This is a genomic window from Saccharophagus sp. K07, assembly GCF_014336955.1.
Classification (GTDB): Bacteria; Pseudomonadota; Gammaproteobacteria; order Pseudomonadales; family Cellvibrionaceae; genus UBA5868.
In genome coordinates this window covers 1-23,648 of record NZ_QRAI01000007.1, presented here as the reverse complement: position 1 = coordinate 23,648, position 23,648 = coordinate 1, and the positions used below count along the sequence as shown (strand labels likewise).

Sequence of the window (23,648 nt, the reverse complement as noted above, 5' to 3'; positions counted from 1 at the left end):
GATCAACCGCTCCTGTGACCACTATCACCGATGCTCGGTGGCTCTGGAATGGCGGGGGGTTGAGAGTCTTCTGGTGGCGGTGGAGGCTGAATTTCACCTGCTGCTAACACCTCTTCGATTAAAGGGATAAGACGCGATAACAAATTTGACGAGCGAAAAACATCGCGACATGCAATGCGCACTTCACGATCTGGAGAACGAGGTGATTTTTTTGCAATTTGAAACGCGACCGGAACCACTGTCTCAAATTTAACAATGTCCGCAATATCGTAAACAAACGACAATGGTTTTCCGGAATGAATAAATCCAATTGCAGGGGCATAACCCGCAGCCAACACAGCCGCCTCGGTGACTCCATATAAACATGACGTTGCTGCGCTCAAACACTGATTAATGACGTCACCTTTTTCCCAATCATTTACGTCGTATTTTCTTCCCTTCCAATTGACGTCGTATTGCTGCGCCATCAATTCATAGGTTTTTCGAACCCGGGCACCTTCTATCCCGCGCAATTGATCAATACTGCGTTTTGCCGGTGCCGGCTCACCAAAGCGCAACTCAAACATTTTCCGCACGACTTTCAAACGCAGTTCTTCATCAAGCGCCAATTGAGCTTGATAGAGCAACTTATCAGACCGCGCACCTCCTGGCTGACCAGACGCGTATAAACGCACACCCGCCTCTCCCACCCAAATTAAAAGGGTGCCAACTTGTGCAGCCAGTTTAATCGCGGCATGTGATACTCGCGTACCGGGTTCCAGCATAATGCAAGTTACCGAACCGACCGGAATATGTGTGCGGATTCCAGTCTGGTCGATCATCACAAATGCGCCATCCAGCACATCGATTTGACCGTACTGAAGAAAAATCATGGAATTCCGGTCTTTAATTGGAATAGGTTTGAGCGGAGGCGGCGGTGTGTCATTCATGGGCGAGCTCCAAAATGTCGGCGATCAATTGCTCACTCAAAAAAATATCCCGAGCTGCGCAGTGTCCGCCACCAGCAAAGTTTCATTTGTTAAATTGATCGAGTTCATCACGCAGTTCATCCTTGGTGTAATTCGCCACCGGAATTTGGTTTTCCGCCAGCTTGTCCATCATTTCAGAAGCCGAAAGCCCCGCCAGGCGCGCAGCCTGCGCCAGACTGACTTTTTGTTCCTCGAACAGATGCAAGGCCACCGCGAGTCGCACACCCGATTTCAACAGAACCTCGTCAAACGGTACGGCAACCGGCTGCCCATGTTTGGTCACCAGGGACAAATGCCCGGCTTCCGCCTCCCGGATGAGCTCACCCGTGCGGTTGCGCAGGTCGCGGATGGTAAACATCTCCATAATCACCTCAATTGTGCCGACAAGTGTGGGCACACACTGCCCACAAGCTGGTCACTCAAGCAGCCTCTCAAGCACGCCGAATCAGCATAAGCCCACAGCCAAAGGCTTTGGATGGCCCAAGTCCGTTGCCCAGCATGTCCACAAGCTTCTGCGGCTCTATAACTTTTAATACACCTTCATAGTCCATGGAGCTAAAGCCGGCATCGCGTCCTTTCTCCGGCAGTGCATTCCAGCGATAGCCTGTCGCCTGTACGTTTTGCAATTCGTACCCATGCTTCTCACCGCGTTTTGCCAGCCATGCCACTGCGGCTGACTGTATCGCGTCCTCAAGATGAGCCGATAATTTTTCTTCTCCTGATTTGCCGGCAAAATCAGTGTGATTCAGTAGCCTTTGCCTTAACGCTTTCTTTTCTCCACCCACGTCTAAGTTTCGTTCAGCACACGCCTGCTGAAGCCAAGCTCTCTGCGCATTCATTACGACATCATGCCTTTGAGATTTTTTATCAGGACCGAGTTTTTTGGCGACGGTGGGATTGGCGCGCAACCGAAATAAGAGCTGATCACCTGCTTTCAATATTGGCGTATAAGGTTTAGTCGTGATGGTAAAGATAGGGCTTGTCGACTTGGGCTCAGTGTTGGACACCACATAATAAATAGGTAAAGCACGAGACCTGGCCATTTGCTCCTGAGCATTTTCTTCGCGAAATAAAAATCGCTCGTTATTGCTGAAGAGGTCCCAAAGCAGGCGGTGAATTCCGTAGCTGCGGTCGCGCAATAACAGGCCCAGTTGCGATTGCTCAGAAATGGCATCCGTCAATTCGATTCGAGATAAATACATCAGCCGATCCTCCGCTCAGTCGTCCATAAATATTCCTGACGCGGCTCAAACTGCCAGCGTTTTCGCGATAAGGGCATATCGTAACGAGAAAGCCTTTGCACCGAAGATTTATCCATATTGGTATCCATCGGAAAAAACTCCTCCATATCACCTTCCCAATAGAATCGCACCAACTTATCCTGCGGCAACCAGCGGCTATCGCTGGCCCACTCGGGAGTGGGTTTAAGCACTGGTTTGACTTCGTAATTTTCCAGAGCACCGTGAAAATTATCCGCTTGAATAACCAAGGGATTCAGCGGAGCTGCGAGAGCACAGGCTTTTCGTCCCAAATAAAGATGAAATTTGGGCTTCATCAGCGCATCAGCAAGATTCGTTAATGAATAAAGTGCACCATCCAATGCGCGAACCGCGACCAACGCATCCGCATCCGAGCGATATTCCCGCGAGGATAACACCGTACCCAGACGATCCCGCCCGGTGACAATTTCATCGCGACGGGTTCTGTAACGAAATTTGCCAGCAGAATCGGGGGCCTGAGCCGTGTGGTAATCCCGCAATAGCCAACCAGATCGCCGCACTTTAACCGCCTGTAAATAGCACTTGGATAAATTGTGATGCACCGATTCTTCCTCCCTGCGAATACCCAGCGCCGCTGCCAACAGCCCTGTGATAGCCGACTTGGATGGATAGTCCGCGCTGTGGCGGGATTCACCTATGGCAATTTCTCCCCAACTGGCCATAGGTCCGTAAAGGCGAAAAACGAGATAGTCCATAATTCACCTCTACTGCACAGCGAAATCGAGCAGTTCCGTCATTTTGCCCGCGCCCGCAAACGCATTCAGCGAATAGGAACTATCAACGCACGGACCATAGACTTCATCGAAATTGGCCGCCTGCTTTTCCAGTGCTGCAACAGCCTCGTGTGCGTAATCTTCACTGTTTTTACCCAGGGGTTTGAGAAAGGCAACTGACAATGAGCGCGGCTGCTGACTGCCCAACTCCGCGCGTACATAAGAGGCATAGGCGCGGCTGCCAAAGCTGTTCTGTTTGCCTTGCGGCGCTACCTTTACAGCGGCCTCTGTCAACGCGCGGATTGCTTTATCCGCCAGCGCTTTATTCCCACCTAAATTTTCTACCAGTAGCTCCCGATTGATACAGATATAGGAATAAAACAGTCCGGCAGCAAAGCCGGTTTCACCGATATGCGCCGCACCGGCATCTTCACTGTGATCGTTCAAATCATCCACTGCCGTAAAATAATCGTCTTCGATCACAACACCGTGCACGGAGATAGCATGTGCTACTTGGCACGCAGCTTCTACATTATGTTCCGGCTTGGACGCGAGCATCCGACCAAACATGGCAATATCGACAGCCGTGTCGTCTTTACGGAGAAAATTCAGCTCATCGTCGTTAGGTGCGCGTTGCTCGGCTATCAACTTATTTGTAAGGTCATCTATGCCTGCTTGCTCAGCCGGACTTATGTGCACTAATTGCTCGATTTCGAGCTCGTCTCCCTCTTTTTTCAATTTTCCAAATTGGCTGGCAATTTTCTGCGCCCATTCTTTTGCTTTCTTTTCTGGTATTCCAGCCGCAGTGAGTTTTTTGAAAACTTCGCTACCCAATCGTTTGGTGCGGGTTCCCACATGCCCCTCCAGTGCCTCTTTAAATAATTCCGACGTTCTCCACGTGCGCTTTAGACTTTGCGAAGACACACGCAGTCGGTCCACGCCGCCCATCTTGGCCGTTTTGGGCCTACCCAGGTCGTCGCGATTGAGGTTTGCCGGCGGGTAAGAGGTCAACAAATGCAGTTGCAAAAATCGGCTCATAAAATTCTCCGTAATTAATTAGCTGTGATTTTGGATGTGATGATTGTGAATGCGAATCAGTCTTTCATCTGCATGTAGTAATCGCTGGCCCAGCGCACGGCGAGGCGCTGCTGTGGTTTACTGGACGGCCCATAACGAAATTCTGTTAGCCAAAGCAAGATATCCTCTGTCAGCAGAACTACGTTGGCGCGGCTCCCCAGTAACTGTATGGCCCGACAAAGACGCGTAAAAAAGTCCTGCGGTGTCCGACTTTTCTGCAACTGCTGAAAGCGCAATTCGCTCATCGCCGCTTTGCTTCCGCCCTCCTTCGGCGTCGCCAGACTTTTTGCCAGAGTCGCGCGCTCATCGGAAATATCCGTTTTTACTCGCGCCAAAACCGCAGCGACCATAGCGAGATCCGACAAAGGCACATCTTCAATCCAAGCTTTAGGTAAAACCTGGAGAAAGTGCGCGAATGCGGGCGTCAGCAAAATGTCATCCGGCGATTGTGCTCGGCGAAGTTGGGCACGATCGCCACGGTTGTCATCCAGCGAGAGCCACCAACGACGCAAACATTCCGCGTCACCCTGATTCAACTTTCCTCGCTTCATTTCACGCCACCTCCTTTGTTGATTTGGCTTTGTCATGCAGTTTTTTGATTGATTTCGCTTTATTAAGATTGGTGTCCAGAAATCGTCTGGCCTTTACTACCCGCTTCAAATCCATATCTTCCGCCTCTCCCTCAAGGGACCAGTGGTCAAATAAATCCAGGCAATTTCTCCTTAATGTCTGCAACCATTCCTGGGCAACAGCCGCGGGCATAGCCCGTGTATCCGCCGGAAGCTGCGCCAATCTGTGCAACTGCTGATAGAAATCGGCTTCTGTCGCCTGCCAGAAGGATTGATCGATCATTGAGGTATCGCCCTTGGCATCCTTGGGTCGGCTGAACCACGCAGCTTTTATCTGAGAGCGCAATTCTTTTACCGCGTCTTTTGAGGAGGCAATCAGGTCGCCGACAAAACTAAAAAAAACTTCGCGATATTCCTGATCTACCGAAACAACCGGCAGGTGATGCTCGTACCAGCAGCGGGCTTTCATATTGTCCATGTCGTAGCCGAAGCACCAAAGGCCGATATTTTGGTCATCGGATAGATAGCGGGATTTTTGTTCAAGAAAGCTCTGAATACTAACAGCAGCTTGATCGCCGTTATTTTCGTCTTTCCAAACAAAACCCAGCCAATGTCGGTACCCTAACCCGCCCTGCTGCCCCTTTAGACTGAGCGGCGGTGCCTGATGTTTAGGATCGTATCTATAGGGCGTCAATGGGTGGACCCACGGCCCCTCATAATTCATTCCGTAATTTTTCGTGCGGAAGTGTGTAAGCAAATGAGCACATTCTTCACCACACAGAGTACATATCCCCGAATCGTTACCGGGCTCAAGCCGAATACGACGCGGCATACACCAATAAACATGAAGCCAATTAATAGATGCGTCATTCGGTAAAAGCGCACTGCCGGGTTTATCCGAAACGCGCGTTGGAGCGCACCAGGAAAACACCTTGGGAGTCGCAGACAGGCATGCCGGAGCCGCCTCCTCAACCGTCAATACATTCAGCCATAATTTTTGCCAAAGATTGGCAGTACGGTTTTCAGGCCTTAGCAAAGTCGTCATAGGGCCGCCACCTCTCAAGCCAACCCTATGACCCACACCACCTGATGGAGCATTGGTTTGCAAAGTAAAAAGTGCTATCGCTGCGCAGCTGTCGCAAATGCCTTCTACAGCTCCTGCCTTGATGAAGTGATCGAGATTATCTTTGATCGTTTTTCCTCCCGGCGCCTCAATCAGCAACGCGGCAATGTCTTTCTGCTCACCTTCCGGCATCTGAAAATCCTGCAGAAAAGCGATTCCATCGGGATTAATCAATTCAAATGCATCCGAAATTTTTTTGAGTCGGGCGCGTAACTCCTCACCATCCGGTACCACCTGCCATTTCTCAGCCCACTCCCGAGCATCCTCAGGCGGAACGACTGTTTGTAACAGACCAATCAGAAATTGATACAAAGCCCCCTGAAAATCCGGTCGCGGCGCGGCGATTTCCATTACCGGGTTCTGCTGCTCCGCAATCTGCCAGGGCGCGATTTTTTCTCTAGCCCCATCGGCGCGAATGATGGGAATCCAGGGATCGGTGATCAGGTTCATCTGTGCTCCTTCTCCTCATGCGAGTTTCATAACCAAGACAATGGCAAAAACCAATACCAAAGCAATCAAAGCGCTGCCTGACGGCGAAAGCTTGTTCAAGCTTTCGAAAAGTTGATTTAGCCAATCCACAAAGCACCCCCATTGCCGAGACGTGACAGCAGTGTATTGGCCATTAATCGACCAGTCAAATAATTTTTAAAGCATGTAGGTCTATGTAATTTATTTAGGATCCTTTGATGATGTATGCTGCACACTCTCCGCGCTGGCGGAGATCAACCGCATGTCGGTCTCTGTTATAGGCCATCATCGACACGTTCCCCGCTCTGCGGGGCAACCCAGCCACCCTGCCGTTCGTATAGGTGGCTGGTTTCTCTCACTAGAGGCATTAGCTCAACCCAACGCAATGCCGGCTCCTGCTCTTTCAGTTGAGTCAGGGACTCGTTTAGAGCTGCCGGTATTAAATGACTCGCCTGCTCCCACTCCCGGCGCGGCACGCTCAGTTGGCTGAGCGCCCACGCGTGATGCCCGCTGGCATAGGGAGCCCATTTGCCCTTCTGCTCCCGGAGCAATACAACCGTCACGGAATCGTCTCCCAAGCGGGTGGGAATGCGAACATCCTCGTCCCAACCGCCACTTTCGCGTGCGCTGGCGCGACTGTAGCCTCTGTCGAGCTTTAAACAATTGAAGGCGCCCAGACTGGCTTTGGCCTTCTGTTCGGCTTCTGCTTCCGCAGTGGCTTGCTCTAAGGGTTCCGGAATCCTTGACTGAGCCTCTTCACCGTAAACACCCTCTATTAGTCGACGAGCGTCCTGCGGCATGCGAAAGCCACCGCTACCACAGAGCAGATCCATCGTCAGCCATAATTGTCCGACATTGGTATAAACGGCTTGGCTGCCTGGAAGCACTTGTTTGAGCCAATTTTTATCCGTCACCTCGCCAGGATCAGGCGAGACAATATGCAAACAAGGCGGTGAGCGTGCGTCCTTTGCTCCCATATCGGCATTCACGGAGCCGTCTTTACCACGAATATGACGCTGGAGACGGCCCGCCCGCTGGATCAGAAGATCCATAGGAGCGAGGTCGCTGATCATTACATCGAAATCCAGGTCCAGGCTTTGCTCCACCACCTGAGTGGCGATCAGCACCCGCCCCAACCGCTCCGGGGCACAGGAATTTTTGCCAAACACATTCAACACTTCTTTTTCAATTTCCTGCCGATCCACCATGGCATAGCGACTGTGAAACAGACTGATTTTATCGACTGGTACGCTGCCGCTTTCGCACAATAATTGATACGCCCGGCGCGCATCCGCCACTGTATTGCGTATCCAGCAAATACATTGGCCTTCGCTTGCAACAGCTTTTATGAGTTCGACAGCGGCATTTTCATTATCCAGGCGATTTACAACTACCGTTCGCTCCACAGAAGCACGAGTGTCTACCGGTGTTTCTATCAAACCCTCTGCGCCCAATTGCGTTACCCACGGATACCCCGCGCCGGGATTTAAATCCGATTTAGGTATTTCTGCTCCAGCAGAAAATGCGTCTGCTAACTGCTGGCGAAAATTCGCCGGGAGTGTTGCGGATAACAGAATCGAACTTCCGCCCTGGGCGGCATGCGCCTGTATAAGAGCGGCAAGCAGGCTTCTCATATAGGGATCAAACGCGTGAACTTCGTCCACCAATAAAACTTTTTTCCTCAATCCAAGCAATCGCAAGGATTGATGGCGGGCTGGCAGAATTCCGAGCAGCGCCTGATCAATAGTGCCAACGCCGACATCAGCCAATAGCGCTTTTTTCCGGCTATCTGCCAGCCATTGATTGCAATAAGCGCTCGCCGATAAATCCTGCTTGTCATAATTACGATCACTGCTTTGTTCCGACAACAGCACGGTCTCCATAAATTTTTCGGACAACTCGCGCGCGCCATGCGCCAAAACAAGGGATGGCCTGTATTCATCAGAAAAGAGATTGCGATAACTCTCCGCCATACGTTGATACATGGCATTCGCGGTGGCCATAGTAGGAAGCCCGACGTAAACTCCATTCGCCAAACCTGCCGATAGCAGCCTGTGCACCAGTACCATTGCGGCTTCTGTTTTGCCCGCGCCTGTTACATCTTCAAGAATAAAAAGTTGCGCGGATGTCGCCAATTTTGTTTTGTGTGCATACTCTTGTAATGGTGTTGCTGTTTTAACAAACGGAAATTGCTGACGAATGGATTCAAACGGATTGATGGACCGCTCACCAACTCCACTCATCGCTAGCGCTTTTTCTGCGCCTTTCAACGCGAATTCAGTCCAGTAGCGCTCCAGCGAAATGGGATCGGATTTATAGGGAAAGGCAAGCTGATTAGACCCCAACCAGTCCGCCAGAACAGCAACTCCCGCTAGCTGCCAGGATGCCTGTTTGAATTTTTTTGGATCAATAGACGTGAGAACCGCAAGGTCAGGGCACCACTTTTGTTTCACTTCATTAAAAAATTGCTCCGCTGCCTGCTCATCCTCCTGCAACAAATGCCGCTTCACTGTCGCATTTTGCGGCGGTTGGCCGTGGTGACCGCAAACAATTTCAAGCCAGTCATCAAGCAAAATAGATATATCGAGAGAAAGCCCCACCTTTTTTCTCAATACTTGCAACCATAGGGCGTGCCCCAATGAGTCATGGCGAACGTCGTAACAGAATTGGCCATCGAAGGGTACGAGAACATCTGAAAGATTCTGCGCGAGATTTTGGAAAGCTCGGCAAAATTTGCCTAAATCATGGAGCGCCAAACAAAAGGTAAAAAAACTCCGTAGCCAATTAACATCAACATTCAACTCATTGGCTAAATCTTTACAGAGCGACTTTGTCGGGTCGAGCAAGAGATAACCGGCTGCCGCAACATCGAGATTGTGATAGGGAAGTAGGTGGTAGTCAGGCCCCTCCGCATCGGGGGATTTCTTGGCCTTGCCCCAATACCTGTAATAAGGCTCCATGAGCGCATCCTTTATTCGTCGTGAATATGCTAAAGACTAGCGCCATCTCACCAAAGCGCAACACTGTACATATTTACACGTAAAGTTTCTTTACAGGTCTTCCTGATCGCTATCACCTTGCTAAAAACTCAAAAGCGCAAATATCAACACTCGTGCAATATCAAATCACCAAAACCCAACCCAAATCACACCACCTTGCTGAAACCCACCTCAAATAATGCTATAACTGCGCCCCCCCACTCAGCAAGGTGAGTCTTGCATGAAACTCTCGCTCCAGAAGCTCAGCCAGATTTTTCTGATCAAAGGCATGATCATGTTTTTGATCAGTTATTTTTCGTTTGATTTTGAGAATTTGATTTTGAATTTTTTGATGTACGCGGTTTTATCTGTAGGATTTCTTTTGAATTTTATTGCGGTGATTACGAGGAAATAGGCGCGGCGACAAATACAGGAGGGAAAGAGCCTGCGCACTGGGGCGCAGGCCGGAAGTGATTTATTTGATGCGGAAGATGACTTTGATTTCCTGGCTGACGGTAATTTCGCGGGGTGGGAACATAATAGTGTCGTAGGCACCACCTCCTGCTGCCATACGCATCATCATAACTTTTTCTCCGGGTCCATAGCTGCCAAATAATTCTTCAAATCCAGCGCCCCTGGTAATGGCATACACGGAGTGTATTTTGGTTCCCAGGGCTCTCGCCATTTGCTCAGCTTTTTCGCGCGCATTCTGCCCTGCCAATAAGGTCAATTCGGATTCCAATTCGGTTCTTGTGGAAAGATCAAACTGCGCTTGTACGCCGGATACATTATTGGTCGCAATGATGTCGCCGATAATTTCGGAATATTTCGCCAGATTATTGAGTTTGATGGTCATGGAGCGCGAAATATCGTAGCCGAGAATTTCCAGCTGGTTATATTCACTGTCGCGTTTGCGCGCGGTGCTTTTGTTGATATCCGTTGCCTCGATTTGTTCGGTGCTAACGCCGTGTTTAATTAATACTTCTGTTACGGCTGTGGTGGTGAGATTAACGGTTTTAAGCGCTTGATCGGAATCTTTGTGGAAAGCGGTAATGGTTAGATGAATAGTGGCGATATCCGGTGTGATTTTTTTCTCTGCCTTTCCGTCAGAAACCACAAAGGGAAAGTCCGGTAATGCGGCAGCGGATACCCAGGTAGACATCAGACAGGTTAGCAGTAACGCAGCGATTCTTTTCATGCGGTTTCTCCGGCGCTGATAAATTTAAAGGAAACACCACTAGATGGTAGTGGGAACATCTCAAAGCAGCTTAATGCAATGATTTTGCGATGAATGTGCGGCCAATAATACTATTGGCCGCTGAATCGATTATGAATGGTCTGACGGTTTATTGCGCTTTGATGGATTGCGGCGGTTGGTTGAGCTGTTCCGGACGGGGACCAAATTGAATCGGCACATCGCCAATGTTGGCACCGTGTGGCGTTGGGTCAACTCCACGGAACCAGGGCGCTGCGACTGTATAGGTATTAAAGGTGGTAGTTTTGCGGAAATCTTCGTGCGCCTGATTCAACGGGAAGTCGTCGCCGGTGCCGCGCAGAGCAAACCACTGCACAAATACACCGTTGTTGCCTTCTTCAAACCCGTTGAGTTCTTCCACATAACCTAAACGGTTGGTGGAAAAAATCGCCAGGAGCGGCGCGTCGGGATGGCCGAGGTGAATTTCGTAATAGGCGGAGCCTTTTGAGTCTTTAAAATCGGCGCCGATTTTGCGCGGGTGCTGAACCAAGTCGTGATAGACGGTTTTACCCAATTGCACGGTTTGATCGAGGATGGTGGTAATTTCCGGCAGGTATGCAGCGCTGCGCACGGTAATGGAATAGAGGCCGACATCCCCGTCTTCGTCCGTTACAGCCTGCACGAAATATTCAGGTTTTACGTACAGATATTCGGTATAGGTGTAATCTTCTTTTAATTTTTTCGGCGTGCCATGGCGTTGCACCACCATCATTTCGCGGGAAACTTCGCGCGTAGCAGTGTGTGTCGGCTCACCCAATAAATCATTGAAGTGGCCGATTTTGACATCAATTTTCAGGTCGTTGAGTGTTTGCGTCAGATCCTGGCTTTTTTCTGCGGAAACAGCTTGTGCAGCTTGCGTTTCCGGTTGCGCGCCGGAAGTTTCTTTTTTGCTACAGGCAGTACCCAATACGGTGAGCAGCGCAAGTAACGGAAGAGATCGATTTTTTTTCAGGTGAGATGCAAAGTTGGTGAGAGTTTTATTAGTCATATTTATTTAAGTCTAGTTATTGATGAAACACTTAAAAGCTATCGCAAAAATGCCTGCGCCGGCGGATTTTGGGATGGCTTTTAGTTATGCCCTTCGGGCAAGCCCGGCCCCATCGGAGTTCCGATACGCCAAAGCTGGCAAGTGTGCCCCGATATGCCATATGTGAGCAATCCTAGCAGGTACAGGTTCACTCTGACCGCGCACCATTCCCACCGTTCTGTGACTTGGTTGGCTCAATCAAACAGCCAGGGCTTGAGATCATCTCGATTGACCAGAACCAACTGTTGCGCCTCCGGGGTGCCGTCGAGCATTTTGGTGTTGACCTGCATTTCCTTCAGCAAGTAGTTCACCAGACAGGCCTTGGTGGAGATATGCAGCTGTCCACCAACCATTTGATAGTCGTTTTCCAGCACCTCCCGCTGCTCGGGGGTCAGGCGGGGGTCAGGCGCGAGGATGAGGGTGATCTGGGTGTTCCAGGCAGTGTCGTGCTCGATAGGGTGTTCAGTGCGGTCCAGCAGGGTCGGAACCCCGCGAAAACGGCTGAGGACGAAATCGCGGTAGCCCTGGCTCTTCTCGCACCAGGCGCGCAAGTGCCAGCGCAGACCGGTGTTGACGAAGGTGTGGGGGGCTATGATGCGCCCCTCGCGATTGGGGTTGCTGAGCGAGACGTAATCCACCTCCACCCGCAAGCGTTGACGCGTGGCGGCCACTAGAACTCGCATCAGCTCCGGCGACACCTTGCGCGGCGGCAGGCGCAGGGCGAGGTTGGACAATTTGGCACTGGGCGCAGAGATAGGGGCCGGCGCCGCCGATGGATGCTGCATCCAGTTGAGGTATTCCGCTACGTCATCGCTGATGAAGTGGCGCTGAAACTCTGGTTTGGGCAGATAGGCTTTGATCGAGGGGTCGTAAGTCAGATTGGTGGGCGCTTGCGCACTATAGGCATTGAGATCCGCACTGCTCTGCTGTCGGGATAACCCGAAATGATGGATAAGACTGGTGGTATTCACCCGCCCTTCCCAATAAGCCAGCAATTCAATCAGCCAGAAGCGTTTGTTGAACTCCATAACGAGAGCACCCTTGTGGTTCGCCGCGCGAGACGCCACTTTATCACCCTCGGAGACAAGTGAATATCTGCGACAGCGCTTTCGCTCAAACCACTGTCACATCCCTTTTTGATTCACATCAAACGAAATTCACCTGTGCACGAAATAAAAATTTCGTCCCTTGAAAAAAGATTTTTCGTTCTTATTCAATAATTGCCAGGAGATGTCACATGAGCTCCGCTTGGCAAATCCATTGTTTATTACGTATTGCTCAATAGGAGGATATGTTATGAACACGATTGATTTATCACCCCTCTATCGCAATAGCATCGGCTTTGACCGGTTAGCTTCGTTGATCGACAGCGCCTTGCGCTCTGATTCCGTTACCTCCGGCTATCCGCCTTACAACATCGAAATGTTGGGAGAAAACCGTTATGCCATTACGCTGGCAGTGGCGGGTTTTGACGAAAGTGAATTGGACATCACAACGGAAAAAGGCGTTTTAACCGTACGCGGCAAAAAAGCCAAGGAGGAAGAACGCCATTATCTCCACCAAGGCATTGCCAACCGCGCGTTTGAACGCAAATTCAATCTCGCCGACTACGTCGAGGTAACGGGCGCGGATCTCAATAATGGCTTGCTGACAATTCGCCTTGTGAAAGAAGTTCCAGATGCAATGAAACCGCGCAGAATTTCCATTAACCAAGGCAACGCGGACAGCGGCAAAGTTATTGAGCACCGCAGCGACAGCAGCGTTACTGAGAGCGAACATGTGAGCGAAAAGGTCGCTTAAAACAAGCTTCGCCTGCGCCGGGTTATACCCGGTGCCTTTTAACGGTTGCACGAAGTGCAAATCGATTTTATCGGTTGATCACGTAACAGGAGTAAAGCCATGAATTTGCAAAAATTAAATCCCTGGAACTGGTTCAAACACGAAGAAAAAGCAGCGCAGGTACCGGTCAGTCGCGAAACGAATTCCCCAGTGGTCGGCGGGCAATATTTTCCCTCGTCCTACCATCCGATATTTCAATTGCACCAGGAAATTGACCGGCTGTTTGATGCGGCTTTCAGCAATTTTGGTTTTCCGACTCGGCGGCTATTCGACTCCGAATTTTTTAATAACGCCAGCAACGGCACCTGGCTGAAGCCCAATGTGGATATCGCCGGTGATGACAAAAAATACGAAATCACACTGGACCTTCCAGGCCTGACAGAAAAAGATATTTCTGTGGAAGTGCGCGGCGATATTCTGGTAGTCCGCGGCGAAAAACAAGAGACGGTCGACGAGCGCAGCGATAAGAAGTTTTATCGCGTAGAACGGCGTTACGGTACATTTGAACGCACCCTGTCTCTACCGGATGACGCTGTCGCCGATGACATCCGGGCCACCTTGAAAGACGGTGTTTTACGTCTCGAAATCCCACGCCGTGAAACGGCGGAAAATCAACATGTAAAACGCATTCCCATTCAGCATTAATGTGCGCTTTTGTGCATTGTGCTCCGACCATATCCGCCCTTGAGGGCGGATATTTTTGATTCCTCTATGAGATAACTGCGCATGGAGTACAAAGATTATTACGCGATTTTGGGAGTCGACCGCACGGCGGATCAAGATACGATTAAGCGAGCGTATCGCAAACTCGCCCGCAAATATCATCCGGATGTCAGTAAAGAAACCGACGCCGAGGCGAAATTTAAAGAACTGAACGAGGCCTACGAGGTTCTTAAAGATCCGGAAAAACGCGCGGCTTACGATCAGCTTGGCAACAACTGGCAGGCCGGTCAGGATTTCCGCCCACCACCGGGATGGGATCAAGGCTTTGAATTTCACGGCGGCGGTTATACCGAAGTGGATCCAGCGGAATTTTCCGATTTTTTTGAATCCTTATTCGGCAGAAGTTTTGGCCAAGGCCGTCAGCATTTTTATGGCGCAGGCAAACGCAAAGGCGAAAATGTCCACGCGAAAATTCAAATTGATATTACGGATTCCTACCAGGGCGCCAGCCGCACCATCTCTCTCAAACATACCGAGTTAGGTCCCGGTGGAAGGCCCGAAATCCGCGAACGCAATATTCAGGTCAAAATTCCCAAAGGCATAGCTCCAGGACAACAAATTCGCTTGGCAGGCCAGGGCGAACAGGGTATTGGCGGTGCGGAAGCAGGTGATTTATATCTGGAAGTGGAATTTAAACCTCATCCGCTTTATCACGCGGAAGGAAAAACCGTTTATCTGGATTTGCCGATCGCTCCGTGGGAGGCAGCGCTGGGCGCTACTGTACGAGCCCCGACTCCCGCTGGCGCTATTGATCTGAAAATTCCGCCCAACTCGCACGCGGGACAAAAACTGCGCTTGAAAGGTCGCGGTCTGCCAGCAAAAGAGCCGGGCGATTTATATGTCGTGCTGCAAATTGCCCTGCCTCCAGCCAACTCCGAAGCCGCCAAAGACGCTTATCGGCAGATGGAAAAAGCATTTAAATTTGCGCCCCGCGCCGGGCTGGGAGTGTAACCATGAGTGGAAATGGAGCGAACGACTACGATCTGCTGGACGAAGAGTTTCGCCTGACACTCGCCGATCTGTGCCGGGCATGCCATATATCCGCAGAACAAGTGCTGGCGCTGGTGGATGAAGGCGTACTGGAGCCGGAAGGCAGTGCACCGAACCAATGGCGCTTCCACTGCGTCAGCATCCGCCGCGTGCGCCGCGCCTACCGTCTTACGCAAGATCTGGGCGTCAACCTCGCCGGCGCTGCACTGGCGCTGGATTTATTGGATGAAATTGAGCAATTGCGCGCGCGGCTAAGGCGAATGGAAAGGGAGAGTCATTATTAAAAATGGTCCATGGCGTCAGCTAATGCCGCTAACCATTTTTTATAAGCATATTCCGTGAAATGTACACCGTCGTATGTGATCTGTTCAGAAAATGATTCCTCATCGCGCAGGAGAATTTCTCCAACATCAATAATGTTGCAATTAGGACATTGACTGTTTTGCGCGATGAATTGATTGAGAATCTCAATATTCTGCAAATCCAAGTCGGGTCGGCCAAAAAGTTGTGTGTTGATATCTGGCAGCAGATTGACAATGATTTTTGCCGTCGGCCAGCGGCTTTGCAGATCAGTCAGCAGTTGAGGGTAATAAGTCATAAACTCGCGAATATACCGCGAGTCCTGCTCTGCGCGGATCACCTCAACCGTGCCGAATGCAATGACGACATATTCCGGCGATTCGGTAGGCAGCTGCGTCATATTCCAGCGCGAAAGAAATTCGTGCACTGTGTGGCCACGTTTTGCGCAATTCACTACAGTTGCGTCGTTCAATGGCCAGTGAAAGTCATGTAAAAGGCTGTTTCCCAGCAGCCAAATATTCCTAGCCCCTGCCTGGTGAGAGATATGACAATCCAGGGCGGTGAGGCTGTCTTTATCCTTGCGCGATGCTCCAATAAACAATGCAATTACACTGACTGCCACGACTAGGCCAATCGTTGCAATTGCGATTTTTGTTGAAAATTTTTTACCCCAAATAGATGTCACAACTCACCGAACAAATTGCCTGCCGACAAGGTTTGCAGCTTGCGCTCAACCAACTGTTGGATCACAAAATCCGGCTGCACTTGGTCCACCAAGGCTTCATCCAACTTATATCCCCAAACAAAAATGGCTTCTTCAAATGCCGATCCCAAAGATGGCACCATTCCCACACCGAAAGAGTCCATAAAAATTAATGCTTTGAGACCGTTTGCTTTACCACCGGAGCAGCGCACAGATTTGAACCTGAGAGGATCGGTTTGCCGCCCGAGGAAAGGTGTTCCATTGTCCATAACACAGGTCGCCGTAAGCAGTTCATTCGGCAAGGTCCAGCCGTCATCCAAAATCCATTCCTGCAAACCGATCATGCGCGCCAAATCGCCGGCTTTGTCGGGCGAATAATTCACCGGACGAATATTGCCTTCGAATGGGACTTGCAAATCCCGCAGTAGTTCTGCAACAGCAATACCTGCACCAAACTCATTCCAGTGCGTATCGGTTCTAAAAAATGGAGTGGCGTCAGGAAAATTTTCAATTGCCGTTAATATGGCTTCCAATGGATAGGTTATTTCAACTGAAGAACCACTCAATACCGAGAAAATCTGCTGCAAGCGCGATTGTTTATGGACACGATGATTGACCCACAACGGAAGCTTTTCCGCGTATACATCATGTTTATTAGGCGCAACAAGCACGTGATAGCGAATTCCTTTTTGCTTTAATCGTTTTGTCACCGCAATAAAATGGCGGCGCCAAGCTGTAAGTTCCTCTTTGGAAAAAGGGGAAATTCGCTGATGATAATGGATTGCTTCATCATCTCCCAAAAACAGGAATCCGCCAGCCCCGGAAATAACACTGGTGTAAGGCATCGATGAAAAAATTTCGGTTTTTACCATGCCGTTAAGGGCGATAAACTGGTCTTTGACTGCATAACGCTGTTTGATGTAAAAGCGAGTGTCCGCAGCAAAGCGCCCTATTCCACTTTCCAGCACTGGGGTTCGGGCAATCCCTTCCGCTCGCGGGCTATCCGGCCCGGTAAAAATATCAAAAAGCGTTGCAATTGCGGGAATGGCTAATAACACCAGGGCGAGAATTGCTCCAACAAAACCTGTATTTCTCTGCATGCGCATATCAGAACCGGAAATAAATAAATGGCGAATAAGACGCAGCACCGGCGGCCACAATGGATAAACCGAAAACTGCAGCGACAAATCCCGAGTAGGCATAACCACTCAGCGACATGAGGGGGGACTTTGTCATACGCTCACGTAGCCAATTGCCAACCGGCATGGCAAAAATTGCGGCAATCACCAGGGTAAAAAATACATAACCGTTGATAAAGCGTTCAACAGGATATAAAAGCGCGGTTTCCCCCGCCCCTGGAATGAACATCAAACGCAAAAAGGTCCAAGTCTGCTCAAAGGTTTCTGCGCGAAAAGGTACCCAGCCGATCATCACAATCAACAAAAGGTAGGCGTGGGCAAAAAAGCGCGGAATTCTGGCAAGAATGGCCGACAAGCCTAGTCGTTCCATTACAAGGAACACTCCGTAATACGCGCCCCAGAGAATAAAGTTCCACGAGGCCCCGTGCCAAAAACCGCAGATCAAAAAAACCAAAAATAAATTGCAGTAATTGCGTAATGCTCCGACCCGATTGCCGCCGAGCGGGATATAAAGGTAATCGCGGAACCAACGTGACAATGTCATATGCCACCGCCGCCAGAATTCCGTTACGGACGTCGCGATATATGGAAAATTGAAATTCTCCGGAAATTTAAAGCCGAAAATCCGTCCCAACCCTATGGCCATATCGGAGTAGGCAGAAAAATCGAAAAATATTTGAAAGCTGTAACAAATAACCCCCACCCAAACCAACGGAGTAGACAGGCCATCGAGAGGGACAGCAAAAATCTGGTCAGCCACCAATCCGAGAGGATCGGCAATCAATACCTTTTTCGCAAGACCAACCACAAATCTTTCCACCCCGGCAGTAAAGTCCGATTTTGTTGCCTTACGATCCATCAATTCCTTTTCTATTTCGCTATAGCGCACAATGGGGCCGGCGATAAGCTGGGGAAAGAGAGATATGAACAACGCCATTTTGATCGGATCGCGTTGCGCGGACACTTCTCTTCGATAGACATCGATCAGATAGCTGACCGCCTGAAAAACGTAAAACGAAATTCCAATGGGTAGGTGAATGGAGCGGGTGTAATTGAGAGCGGCGGCGTTGTCGGTGATATTGGAAGCAAAGAAAAATGCATATTTAAAATACGCCAGAACAGCAATATTAAACGCGACACCAAACTGCGTCAGGCGCAATCGCCACGGGTTTTCTGCCGCTCTATCGATCCCGATCGCCATAAAGTAGTTAAAGACGATCATTGCCAGGATAACGAGCAGAAAAAGCTCCTCGCCCCAGGCATAAAAAACCAGACTGACAAGCAACAAATAGAGATTTTTGATCTTCCACGGCGCCAGGAAATAGAACGCCACTGTCAATGGAAAGAAAAAGAACAAAAACGTCGGCTCAGAAAAAACCATACGAGTCCCTCGAAGGTTTAATTCCAAAAAATTAGGTTAGAGCCAGAGATCCGAACAAAACTGCAGCTCCGGTGACCTCACCGACCGCGTTGGAGATTGGTGCTACGGGCGGCGCCCTTGAAAATAGCAGCCGGCATCATACCGCAAGGCAATTAACATCCGCACGCACTAGTTTTTGGCGGACACATATCCGATTTACGCGTGCGATTTGTAATTTTTTAACCGCCGGACCATCTCCATTCGAGAATGGTTTACGTCTTTCTTCTTCTCGGGGAGAATAGCCAACTTTTGTCCCGTCCCCCGGTCCAAGCGACACCCATCGGCGGGCGTTTTCGACCATTGAGAGGAGTTTTCCGAATGCGATCTCGTAAAGAATTAGCCAATGCCATACGCGCATTGAGTATGGATGCCGTGCAAAAAGCCAAAAGCGGCCACCCAGGCGCCCCTATGGGAATGGCCGATATCGCAGAAGTGCTGTGGAATGACTTTATGGTCCACAACCCGGCCAACCCCAAATGGCCCAACCGCGACCGCTTCGTTATGTCCAACGGCCACGGCTCCATGTTGGTTTATTCCCTTCTGCACCTCACCGGCTACGACCTGCCGATGGAAGAACTCAAGCAGTTCCGCCAACTGCACTCCAAAACCCCTGGCCACCCTGAATACGGCTACGCTCCCGGCATCGAAACCACCACTGGTCCGCTCGGCCAGGGCATCAGCAACGCCGTGGGTATGGCGCTGGCGGAGAAGATTCTCGCCGCGCAATTCAACCGTGACGGCCACGAGATCGTCGACCACTACACTTACTGCTTCCTGGGCGACGGCTGCATGATGGAAGGTATCTCCCACGAAGCTTGCTCCCTGGCGGGCACTCTGGGACTGGGCAAGTTGATCGCGTTCTACGATGACAACGGCATCTCCATCGACGGTCATGTGGAAGGCTGGTTTACCGACAACACCCCGAAGCGCTTTGAAGCCTACGGCTGGCATGTAATCCCCGGCGTTGACGGCCACGACAGCGACGCCATCAAGCGCGCTATCGAAGCGGCACGTGACGTGAAAGACCGTCCCACCCTGATCTGCTGCAAAACCATTATCGGTTACGGCTCACCCAACAAATCCGGCAGCCACGACAGCCACGGTTCGCCGCTCGGTGACGCCGAAGTCGCTGCAACTCGTGAATACCTGAAATGGGTTCACGTTCCTTTCGAAATCCCCGAGCACATCTACGCCGGTTGGGATGCAAAAGAAGCGGGCAAAGCTGCGGAAGAAGCCTGGAACGACAAGTTCGCCGCCTACCGCGCTGCCTATCCAGAACTGGCTGCTGAATTCGAGCGCCGCGTGATCAAAGGCGAATTGCCAGCCGAATTCGCCGCTAAAGCGGAAGAGTTCATTCGCGAATGCCAGGCCAAAGGCGAAAAAATCGCCACGCGTAAAGCGTCACAAAACGCTATAGCCGCTTACGGCAAGCTGCTGCCCGAACTCTTGGGCGGTTCCGCTGACCTCGCAGGTTCCAACCTGACCTTGTGGTCCGGCTCCAAGCCCGTCACCAAAGAAGATGCCAGCGGCAACTACATCTATTACGGTGTGCGCGAATTCGGCATGAGCGGCATCATGAACGGCTTGGCGCTGCACGGCGGTTTTATCAACTACGGCGCGACCTTCCTGATGTTTATGGAATACGCGCGCAACGCCGTGCGTATGTCTGCATTGATGGGTATTCAGAACATCTTCGTCTACACCCACGACTCCATCGGTCAGGGTGAAGACGGTCCTACTCACCAGCCGATCGAACAGCTCGCCAACCTGCGTATGACGCCTAACCTGCATACCTGGCGCCCGTGTGACGCAGCGGAAACCGCAGTTGCCTGGAAAGCCGCTCTGGAGCGCCGCAACGGTCCCAGCGCCCTGGTGTTCACCCGTCAGAACGTCGACCCCATCAGCCGCACCGACGAACAACTGGCCAATATCGCCAAAGGTGGTTACATCCTGCGCGACAGCGACGGCACACCAGATCTGATCCTGATTGCCACTGGTTCCGAAGTGGGTATCACCGTTAAAGCAGCGGAACAGCTCGCCGCCGAAGGCGTAAAAGTTCGCGTGGTCTCCATGCCGAGCACTTCCGTATTCGACGAGCAGGACGCCGCTTACCGCGAAGCCGTTCTGCCTCTGGAAGTTACTGCACGCGTTGCCGTGGAAACTGCCCATGCGGACTACTGGTACAAATATGTCGGCTTCGACGGCCGCACAGTGGCCATGACCACCTTCGGCGAATCCGCTCCTGGAGAAGTTCTCATGGACTATTTCGGTTTCACTGTGGAGAATATCGTCAACACAGCCAAGGAGCTGCTCGACTAACCCGTCCGCAGCTGACACATCTGAAGCTTTCCTTGCCGCCCCTTTTTGGGGCGGCCTTCTTTTATAACCACTTCTTTTCTGGAGTACGCCAATGAACGTCAAGCTGATGTCGGATTTGGATCTGAAAGGTAAACGTGTTCTGATCCGTGAAGACCTGAACGTCCCCATCATGGATGGCAAGATCACCTCAGACGTGCGCATCCGCGCCGCCCTGCCCACCATCGAACTCGCTCTTAAAGCCGGCGCCAAAGTGATCGTAATGTCCCACCTGGGCCGTCCCACCGAAGGCAATTACGAAGAGCAGTACTCCCTCAAACCTGTTGCCGCTTACCTCAGCCAATTGCTGGGCAAAGAAGTCCCCGTCGAGCGCGACTGGAAAAACGGCCTGAATCTGAACGATGGCGACCTGGTACTCCTGGAAAACGTGCGCTTCAACCTGGGCGAAACCTCTGATGACGAAGGCTTGGCCAAGGCTTACGCCAACCTGTGTGACATCTTCGTAATGGACGCCTTCGGCACCGCGCACCGCGCTCAAGCCTCCACCCACGGTGTTGCCAAATTCGCCCCTGTCGCCTGCGCCGGCCCATTGCTCGCCAGCGAATTGGAAGCTCTGGAAAAAGCCCTGGCTAAACCAGAACGCCCGATGGTGGCTTTGGTTGGCGGCTCCAAAGTATCCAGCAAATTGCTGGTATTAGACGCTCTGTCAAAAATCGCCGACGTACTGGTTGTCGGCGGTGGTATTTCCAACACCTTCGTCGCCTCTGCCGGCAACGAAGTGGGCAATTCACTGTTCGAAAAAGATTTGATTCCGGAAGCTCAACGCTTGCGTGCAGCAACTCAAGTGATTTTTGCCGAAGACGTGACCGTTACTAAAGTCGGTTTCAAAGACTGGAAAAACGATTCACCCACCCAGGTGAAAAAAGTCAACGAAATCGCCGCGGACGAAGAAATCATCGACTACGGCCCGCAGACCGCAGCCAAAGTTGCTGAAATTCTGAAGAACGCCAAAACCATTTTGTGGAACGGCCCCTGCGGCGTATTTGAATTCGACGCCTTTGCCAAAGGCACCGAAACCGTCGCTCGCGCAATTGCCGAAAGTGATGCGTTCTCCATCGCTGGCGGCGGCGACACTCTCGCCGCGATCGATAAATACGGCCTCGCCGATAAAATCTCCTACATCTCCACCGGCGGCGGCGCGTTTTTGGAATACGTGGAAGGTAAAACACTTCCTTCCGTGCAGATTTTGGAATCGCGCGCTAAGGAAGATTGATAGCGCTAATAAAAAGGCCCACCTAATGGTGGGCCTTTTTATATATTGCCCATTTGTTGGTCGAACATCCGGCAAAGATCCCGTAAAATTCTGCCCTCGAATCAGCAAGGGGCACTCCAAGTGGAATCCAAACCACCTGTGCTCTGGAAATTACATAGCAAAGGACCCTGTATCATGACCTTAGACAAATCCCTTCTAATCTCAAAACCCAACTGCGGCAAACAAATCTATTTCGCTCCCTCGGAAGCCGAAAACGCCGCCCTCCTAAAACGCGCCGCTCGGGAAGGCTATTACTACGCCGTCCTGGCATTAAAGCAACTGGAATCCCTCGCATCAGGCCCCTGTGGCAAACATAACGTCTATATTCCCAACTACAACGACGTAAAGGCCCACTCGTTCCAGATGTTCCACATCTACCTCCCCGGCATAAGAGCCACCGTGGAACGGCGATCTAATGATCGTTATGTGGTTTCCAAGTTGGAGTTGAGTGATGGGTATAAGGCGATTGATAAGGAAAGTCGTAAGCCGGGGATTTATTCAATTACCCAGCCTAATGACAGGGCTCCAGTTACCGTAAATTATAAGAAGAATGGTCGAATTACTTCACAAGACGGTCGCATAGTTGTCATTGCAGACACGAATCATGACGGCGTAGAGAACGCCGCACAGATAGGTAAAAAGTGTCTTACTGAAGCACTAGGGCTCCTAGGCAAACACACTCGCGAATTTGACCTGTTATATTCGCCAGCCAAAACTCGACTAGGCCGACGACAATTTGATCCCCTAGCAATTACAGACGGCTACGCCTTTTCCAGTCTATTAGCTAACGCTATGACCCAGATCCAAAATAAAAAAGATCTTGTCTGGTTCGCAGAGCGAGGCGGTTCAGCAATTTTTTCACAAGCCATGGAAATAGCTTTACGAAATAACGTTTCATTTGAAGGGATGAACCATCTAGCTCACCTCTACAAACCCACTACCAGCCCCATCCAGGCCGCCAAGTTCGCTCACGCACTAGGGTTTACTCTGGGAGACAACTTTACAACGCTCGGCGGGTTTCAACCGAGAGTTGCGGCCAGCAGCCTCATGGTGAATGCTCTTCGTGTAAAAAATGCAGCGGACGAATATTCACTGAAGGATTACGGCAAAGATCTCGCCAAAGGCGCAATGGATGGCGTTGCCGTTGGCGGTGTTGCAGTGCTCGGAGCCAGCTTGGCACTACCTGGAGTTCCAGCGATTGGGGCGGTAGGAACGACCTTGAGCTGCATCGGGGCGCTGCACTTGCTGTACAAAAAAAGCCGAAATCGCAATTAATCGGAAGGATATTTCGATATGCTGGATTGGATACGCTATTTTCCTCTGACATTGCGCTATAGCAGTGAACCAGTAACCCCCCAGGGGCCTTACTTTCCCTGGATGCTAAAACACAAATGGCAATTCAGAGATTCATACTTTCACCTCCGATGCCCCATTGCAAATCCCGTAAT

22 protein-coding genes are annotated in these 23,648 nt (G+C 50.9%); 8 read left to right on the top strand and 14 right to left on the bottom strand.

The features are described 5' to 3' along the window. Positions 1 to 2: 2 nt before the first annotated feature. From cas1e to cas3, 8 genes are all read right to left on the bottom strand, one after another. On the bottom strand, positions 3 to 929 hold the full coding sequence (gene cas1e, locus DWB84_RS17105) for a type I-E CRISPR-associated endonuclease Cas1e (RefSeq protein WP_187411034.1): 927 nt from the start codon (positions 927 to 929) through the stop codon (positions 3 to 5). Between the two features lie 82 nt (positions 930 to 1,011). After that, the gene (locus DWB84_RS17100) at positions 1,012 to 1,365 is read right to left on the bottom strand and encodes a type II toxin-antitoxin system prevent-host-death family antitoxin (protein ID WP_222868248.1); all 354 of its coding nucleotides are present in this window, start codon (positions 1,363 to 1,365) and stop codon (positions 1,012 to 1,014) included. A 34-nt stretch (positions 1,366 to 1,399) separates the two neighbouring features. Next, positions 1,400 to 2,170 (bottom strand): type I-E CRISPR-associated protein Cas6/Cse3/CasE, encoded by a 771-nt coding sequence (cas6e, locus tag DWB84_RS17095; RefSeq protein WP_187411033.1) that lies wholly within the window; start codon positions 2,168 to 2,170, stop codon positions 1,400 to 1,402. Beyond that, complete coding sequence (gene cas5e / locus DWB84_RS17090; protein ID WP_187411032.1) at positions 2,170 to 2,943, bottom strand: type I-E CRISPR-associated protein Cas5/CasD; 774 nt, start codon at positions 2,941 to 2,943, stop codon at positions 2,170 to 2,172. The genes cas6e and cas5e overlap by 1 nt, the downstream gene beginning before the upstream one ends. Before the next feature lie 9 nt (positions 2,944 to 2,952). Further along, positions 2,953 to 3,999 carry a type I-E CRISPR-associated protein Cas7/Cse4/CasC gene (gene cas7e, locus DWB84_RS17085; protein ID WP_187411031.1) on the bottom strand — a complete coding sequence of 349 codons (1,047 nt, stop codon included), beginning with the start codon at positions 3,997 to 3,999 and terminating at the stop codon, positions 2,953 to 2,955. Between the two features lie 56 nt (positions 4,000 to 4,055). Next, complete coding sequence (gene casB / locus DWB84_RS17080) at positions 4,056 to 4,589, bottom strand: type I-E CRISPR-associated protein Cse2/CasB (protein WP_187411030.1); 534 nt, start codon at positions 4,587 to 4,589, stop codon at positions 4,056 to 4,058. Between the two features lies 1 nt (position 4,590). Beyond that, on the bottom strand, positions 4,591 to 6,180 hold the full coding sequence (casA, locus tag DWB84_RS17075) for a type I-E CRISPR-associated protein Cse1/CasA (RefSeq protein WP_187411029.1): 1,590 nt from the start codon (positions 6,178 to 6,180) through the stop codon (positions 4,591 to 4,593). A 293-nt stretch (positions 6,181 to 6,473) separates the two neighbouring features. Then, complete coding sequence (gene cas3, locus DWB84_RS17070; protein WP_187411028.1) at positions 6,474 to 9,158, bottom strand: CRISPR-associated helicase Cas3'; 2,685 nt, start codon at positions 9,156 to 9,158, stop codon at positions 6,474 to 6,476. A 259-nt stretch (positions 9,159 to 9,417) separates the two neighbouring features. Between cas3 and DWB84_RS17065 the strand changes: the two genes are divergently transcribed. Continuing rightward, the gene (locus tag DWB84_RS17065; RefSeq protein WP_187411027.1) at positions 9,418 to 9,591 is read left to right on the top strand and encodes a hypothetical protein; all 174 of its coding nucleotides are present in this window, start codon (positions 9,418 to 9,420) and stop codon (positions 9,589 to 9,591) included. A 60-nt stretch (positions 9,592 to 9,651) separates the two neighbouring features. On the opposite strand, the gene DWB84_RS17060 is transcribed toward DWB84_RS17065, so the two are convergent. The 3 genes from DWB84_RS17060 to DWB84_RS17050 all read right to left on the bottom strand — a co-directional run bounded on the left by DWB84_RS17060 (position 9,652) and on the right by DWB84_RS17050 (position 12,486). Then, a complete protein-coding gene (locus tag DWB84_RS17060) occupies positions 9,652 to 10,374 on the bottom strand; it encodes an SIMPL domain-containing protein (protein ID WP_187411026.1) in 723 nt (240 codons plus the stop codon). Positions 10,375 to 10,522: 148 nt separating this feature from the next. Further along, entirely contained in the window at positions 10,523 to 11,419 is an 897-nt protein-coding gene (locus DWB84_RS17055; RefSeq protein ID WP_187411025.1) for an ETEC_3214 domain-containing protein, read from the bottom strand. Positions 11,420 to 11,652: 233 nt separating this feature from the next. Further along, entirely contained in the window at positions 11,653 to 12,486 is an 834-nt protein-coding gene (locus DWB84_RS17050) for a YafY family protein (protein ID WP_187411024.1), read from the bottom strand. Positions 12,487 to 12,754: 268 nt separating this feature from the next. Between DWB84_RS17050 and DWB84_RS17045 the strand changes: the two genes are divergently transcribed. The 4 genes from DWB84_RS17045 (at position 12,755) to DWB84_RS17030 (ending at position 15,294) form a co-directional block, all read left to right on the top strand. Next, on the top strand, positions 12,755 to 13,258 hold the full coding sequence (locus DWB84_RS17045; RefSeq protein WP_187411023.1) for an Hsp20 family protein: 504 nt from the start codon (positions 12,755 to 12,757) through the stop codon (positions 13,256 to 13,258). A 99-nt stretch (positions 13,259 to 13,357) separates the two neighbouring features. Further along, a complete protein-coding gene (locus DWB84_RS17040; protein WP_187411022.1) occupies positions 13,358 to 13,942 on the top strand; it encodes an Hsp20/alpha crystallin family protein in 585 nt (194 codons plus the stop codon). An 81-nt stretch (positions 13,943 to 14,023) separates the two neighbouring features. Continuing rightward, positions 14,024 to 14,971 (top strand): DnaJ C-terminal domain-containing protein, encoded by a 948-nt coding sequence (locus tag DWB84_RS17035; protein WP_187411021.1) that lies wholly within the window; start codon positions 14,024 to 14,026, stop codon positions 14,969 to 14,971. Positions 14,972 to 14,973: 2 nt separating this feature from the next. Then, positions 14,974 to 15,294, top strand: a complete 321-nt coding sequence (locus DWB84_RS17030; protein WP_187411020.1) for a chaperone modulator CbpM — start codon at positions 14,974 to 14,976, stop codon at positions 15,292 to 15,294. Here the strand turns inward: DWB84_RS17030 and DWB84_RS17025 are convergent. Genes DWB84_RS17025 through DWB84_RS17015 form a run of 3 tightly spaced genes read right to left on the bottom strand, consistent with a single transcriptional unit; the run spans position 15,291 to position 18,533 of the window. Continuing rightward, positions 15,291 to 15,932 (bottom strand): SGNH/GDSL hydrolase family protein, encoded by a 642-nt coding sequence (locus tag DWB84_RS17025; protein ID WP_187411019.1) that lies wholly within the window; start codon positions 15,930 to 15,932, stop codon positions 15,291 to 15,293. The genes DWB84_RS17030 and DWB84_RS17025 overlap by 4 nt on opposite strands. A 59-nt stretch (positions 15,933 to 15,991) precedes the next feature. Then, positions 15,992 to 17,215, bottom strand: a complete 1,224-nt coding sequence (locus DWB84_RS17020; RefSeq protein WP_187411018.1) for a hypothetical protein — start codon at positions 17,213 to 17,215, stop codon at positions 15,992 to 15,994. After that, on the bottom strand, positions 17,121 to 18,533 hold the full coding sequence (locus tag DWB84_RS17015; RefSeq protein WP_187411017.1) for an MBOAT family protein: 1,413 nt from the start codon (positions 18,531 to 18,533) through the stop codon (positions 17,121 to 17,123). The genes DWB84_RS17020 and DWB84_RS17015 overlap by 95 nt, the downstream gene beginning before the upstream one ends. 357 nt (positions 18,534 to 18,890) lie before the next feature. Here DWB84_RS17015 and tkt point away from each other — a divergent pair, with 357 nt between their 5' ends. The 3 genes from tkt to DWB84_RS17000 all read left to right on the top strand — a co-directional run bounded on the left by tkt (position 18,891) and on the right by DWB84_RS17000 (position 23,475). After that, positions 18,891 to 20,891 (top strand): transketolase, encoded by a 2,001-nt coding sequence (gene tkt / locus DWB84_RS17010; protein WP_187411016.1) that lies wholly within the window; start codon positions 18,891 to 18,893, stop codon positions 20,889 to 20,891. Positions 20,892 to 20,982: 91 nt separating this feature from the next. Next, a complete protein-coding gene (locus DWB84_RS17005; protein ID WP_187411015.1) occupies positions 20,983 to 22,161 on the top strand; it encodes a phosphoglycerate kinase in 1,179 nt (392 codons plus the stop codon). Positions 22,162 to 22,335: 174 nt separating this feature from the next. Continuing rightward, on the top strand, positions 22,336 to 23,475 hold the full coding sequence (locus DWB84_RS17000; RefSeq protein WP_187411014.1) for a hypothetical protein: 1,140 nt from the start codon (positions 22,336 to 22,338) through the stop codon (positions 23,473 to 23,475). Positions 23,476 to 23,648: the final 173 nt, after the last annotated feature.

Coding starts and splice junctions, on each gene's coding strand:
- DWB84_RS17040 (WP_187411022.1), top strand. CDS start 13,358: ATGAATTTGCAAAAATTAAATCCCTGGAACTGGTTCAAACACGAAGAA.
- DWB84_RS17045 (WP_187411023.1), top strand. CDS start 12,755: ATGAACACGATTGATTTATCACCCCTCTATCGCAATAGCATCGGCTTT.
- cas1e (WP_187411034.1), bottom strand. CDS start 929: ATGAATGACACACCGCCGCCTCCGCTCAAACCTATTCCAATTAAAGAC.
- cas3 (WP_187411028.1), bottom strand. CDS start 9,158: ATGGAGCCTTATTACAGGTATTGGGGCAAGGCCAAGAAATCCCCCGAT.
- DWB84_RS17065 (WP_187411027.1), top strand. CDS start 9,418: ATGAAACTCTCGCTCCAGAAGCTCAGCCAGATTTTTCTGATCAAAGGC.
- DWB84_RS17015 (WP_187411017.1), bottom strand. CDS start 18,533: ATGGTTTTTTCTGAGCCGACGTTTTTGTTCTTTTTCTTTCCATTGACA.
- DWB84_RS17005 (WP_187411015.1), top strand. CDS start 20,983: ATGAACGTCAAGCTGATGTCGGATTTGGATCTGAAAGGTAAACGTGTT.
- DWB84_RS17035 (WP_187411021.1), top strand. CDS start 14,024: ATGGAGTACAAAGATTATTACGCGATTTTGGGAGTCGACCGCACGGCG.
- DWB84_RS17055 (WP_187411025.1), bottom strand. CDS start 11,419: ATGACTAATAAAACTCTCACCAACTTTGCATCTCACCTGAAAAAAAAT.
- tkt (WP_187411016.1), top strand. CDS start 18,891: ATGCGATCTCGTAAAGAATTAGCCAATGCCATACGCGCATTGAGTATG.
- cas6e (WP_187411033.1), bottom strand. CDS start 2,170: ATGTATTTATCTCGAATCGAATTGACGGATGCCATTTCTGAGCAATCG.
- DWB84_RS17050 (WP_187411024.1), bottom strand. CDS start 12,486: ATGGAGTTCAACAAACGCTTCTGGCTGATTGAATTGCTGGCTTATTGG.
- cas5e (WP_187411032.1), bottom strand. CDS start 2,943: ATGGACTATCTCGTTTTTCGCCTTTACGGACCTATGGCCAGTTGGGGA.
- DWB84_RS17030 (WP_187411020.1), top strand. CDS start 14,974: ATGAGTGGAAATGGAGCGAACGACTACGATCTGCTGGACGAAGAGTTT.
- DWB84_RS17060 (WP_187411026.1), bottom strand. CDS start 10,374: ATGAAAAGAATCGCTGCGTTACTGCTAACCTGTCTGATGTCTACCTGG.
- DWB84_RS17000 (WP_187411014.1), top strand. CDS start 22,336: ATGACCTTAGACAAATCCCTTCTAATCTCAAAACCCAACTGCGGCAAA.
- casB (WP_187411030.1), bottom strand. CDS start 4,589: ATGAAGCGAGGAAAGTTGAATCAGGGTGACGCGGAATGTTTGCGTCGT.
- casA (WP_187411029.1), bottom strand. CDS start 6,180: ATGAACCTGATCACCGATCCCTGGATTCCCATCATTCGCGCCGATGGG.
- DWB84_RS17020 (WP_187411018.1), bottom strand. CDS start 17,215: ATGCCTACTCGGGATTTGTCGCTGCAGTTTTCGGTTTATCCATTGTGG.
- cas7e (WP_187411031.1), bottom strand. CDS start 3,999: ATGAGCCGATTTTTGCAACTGCATTTGTTGACCTCTTACCCGCCGGCA.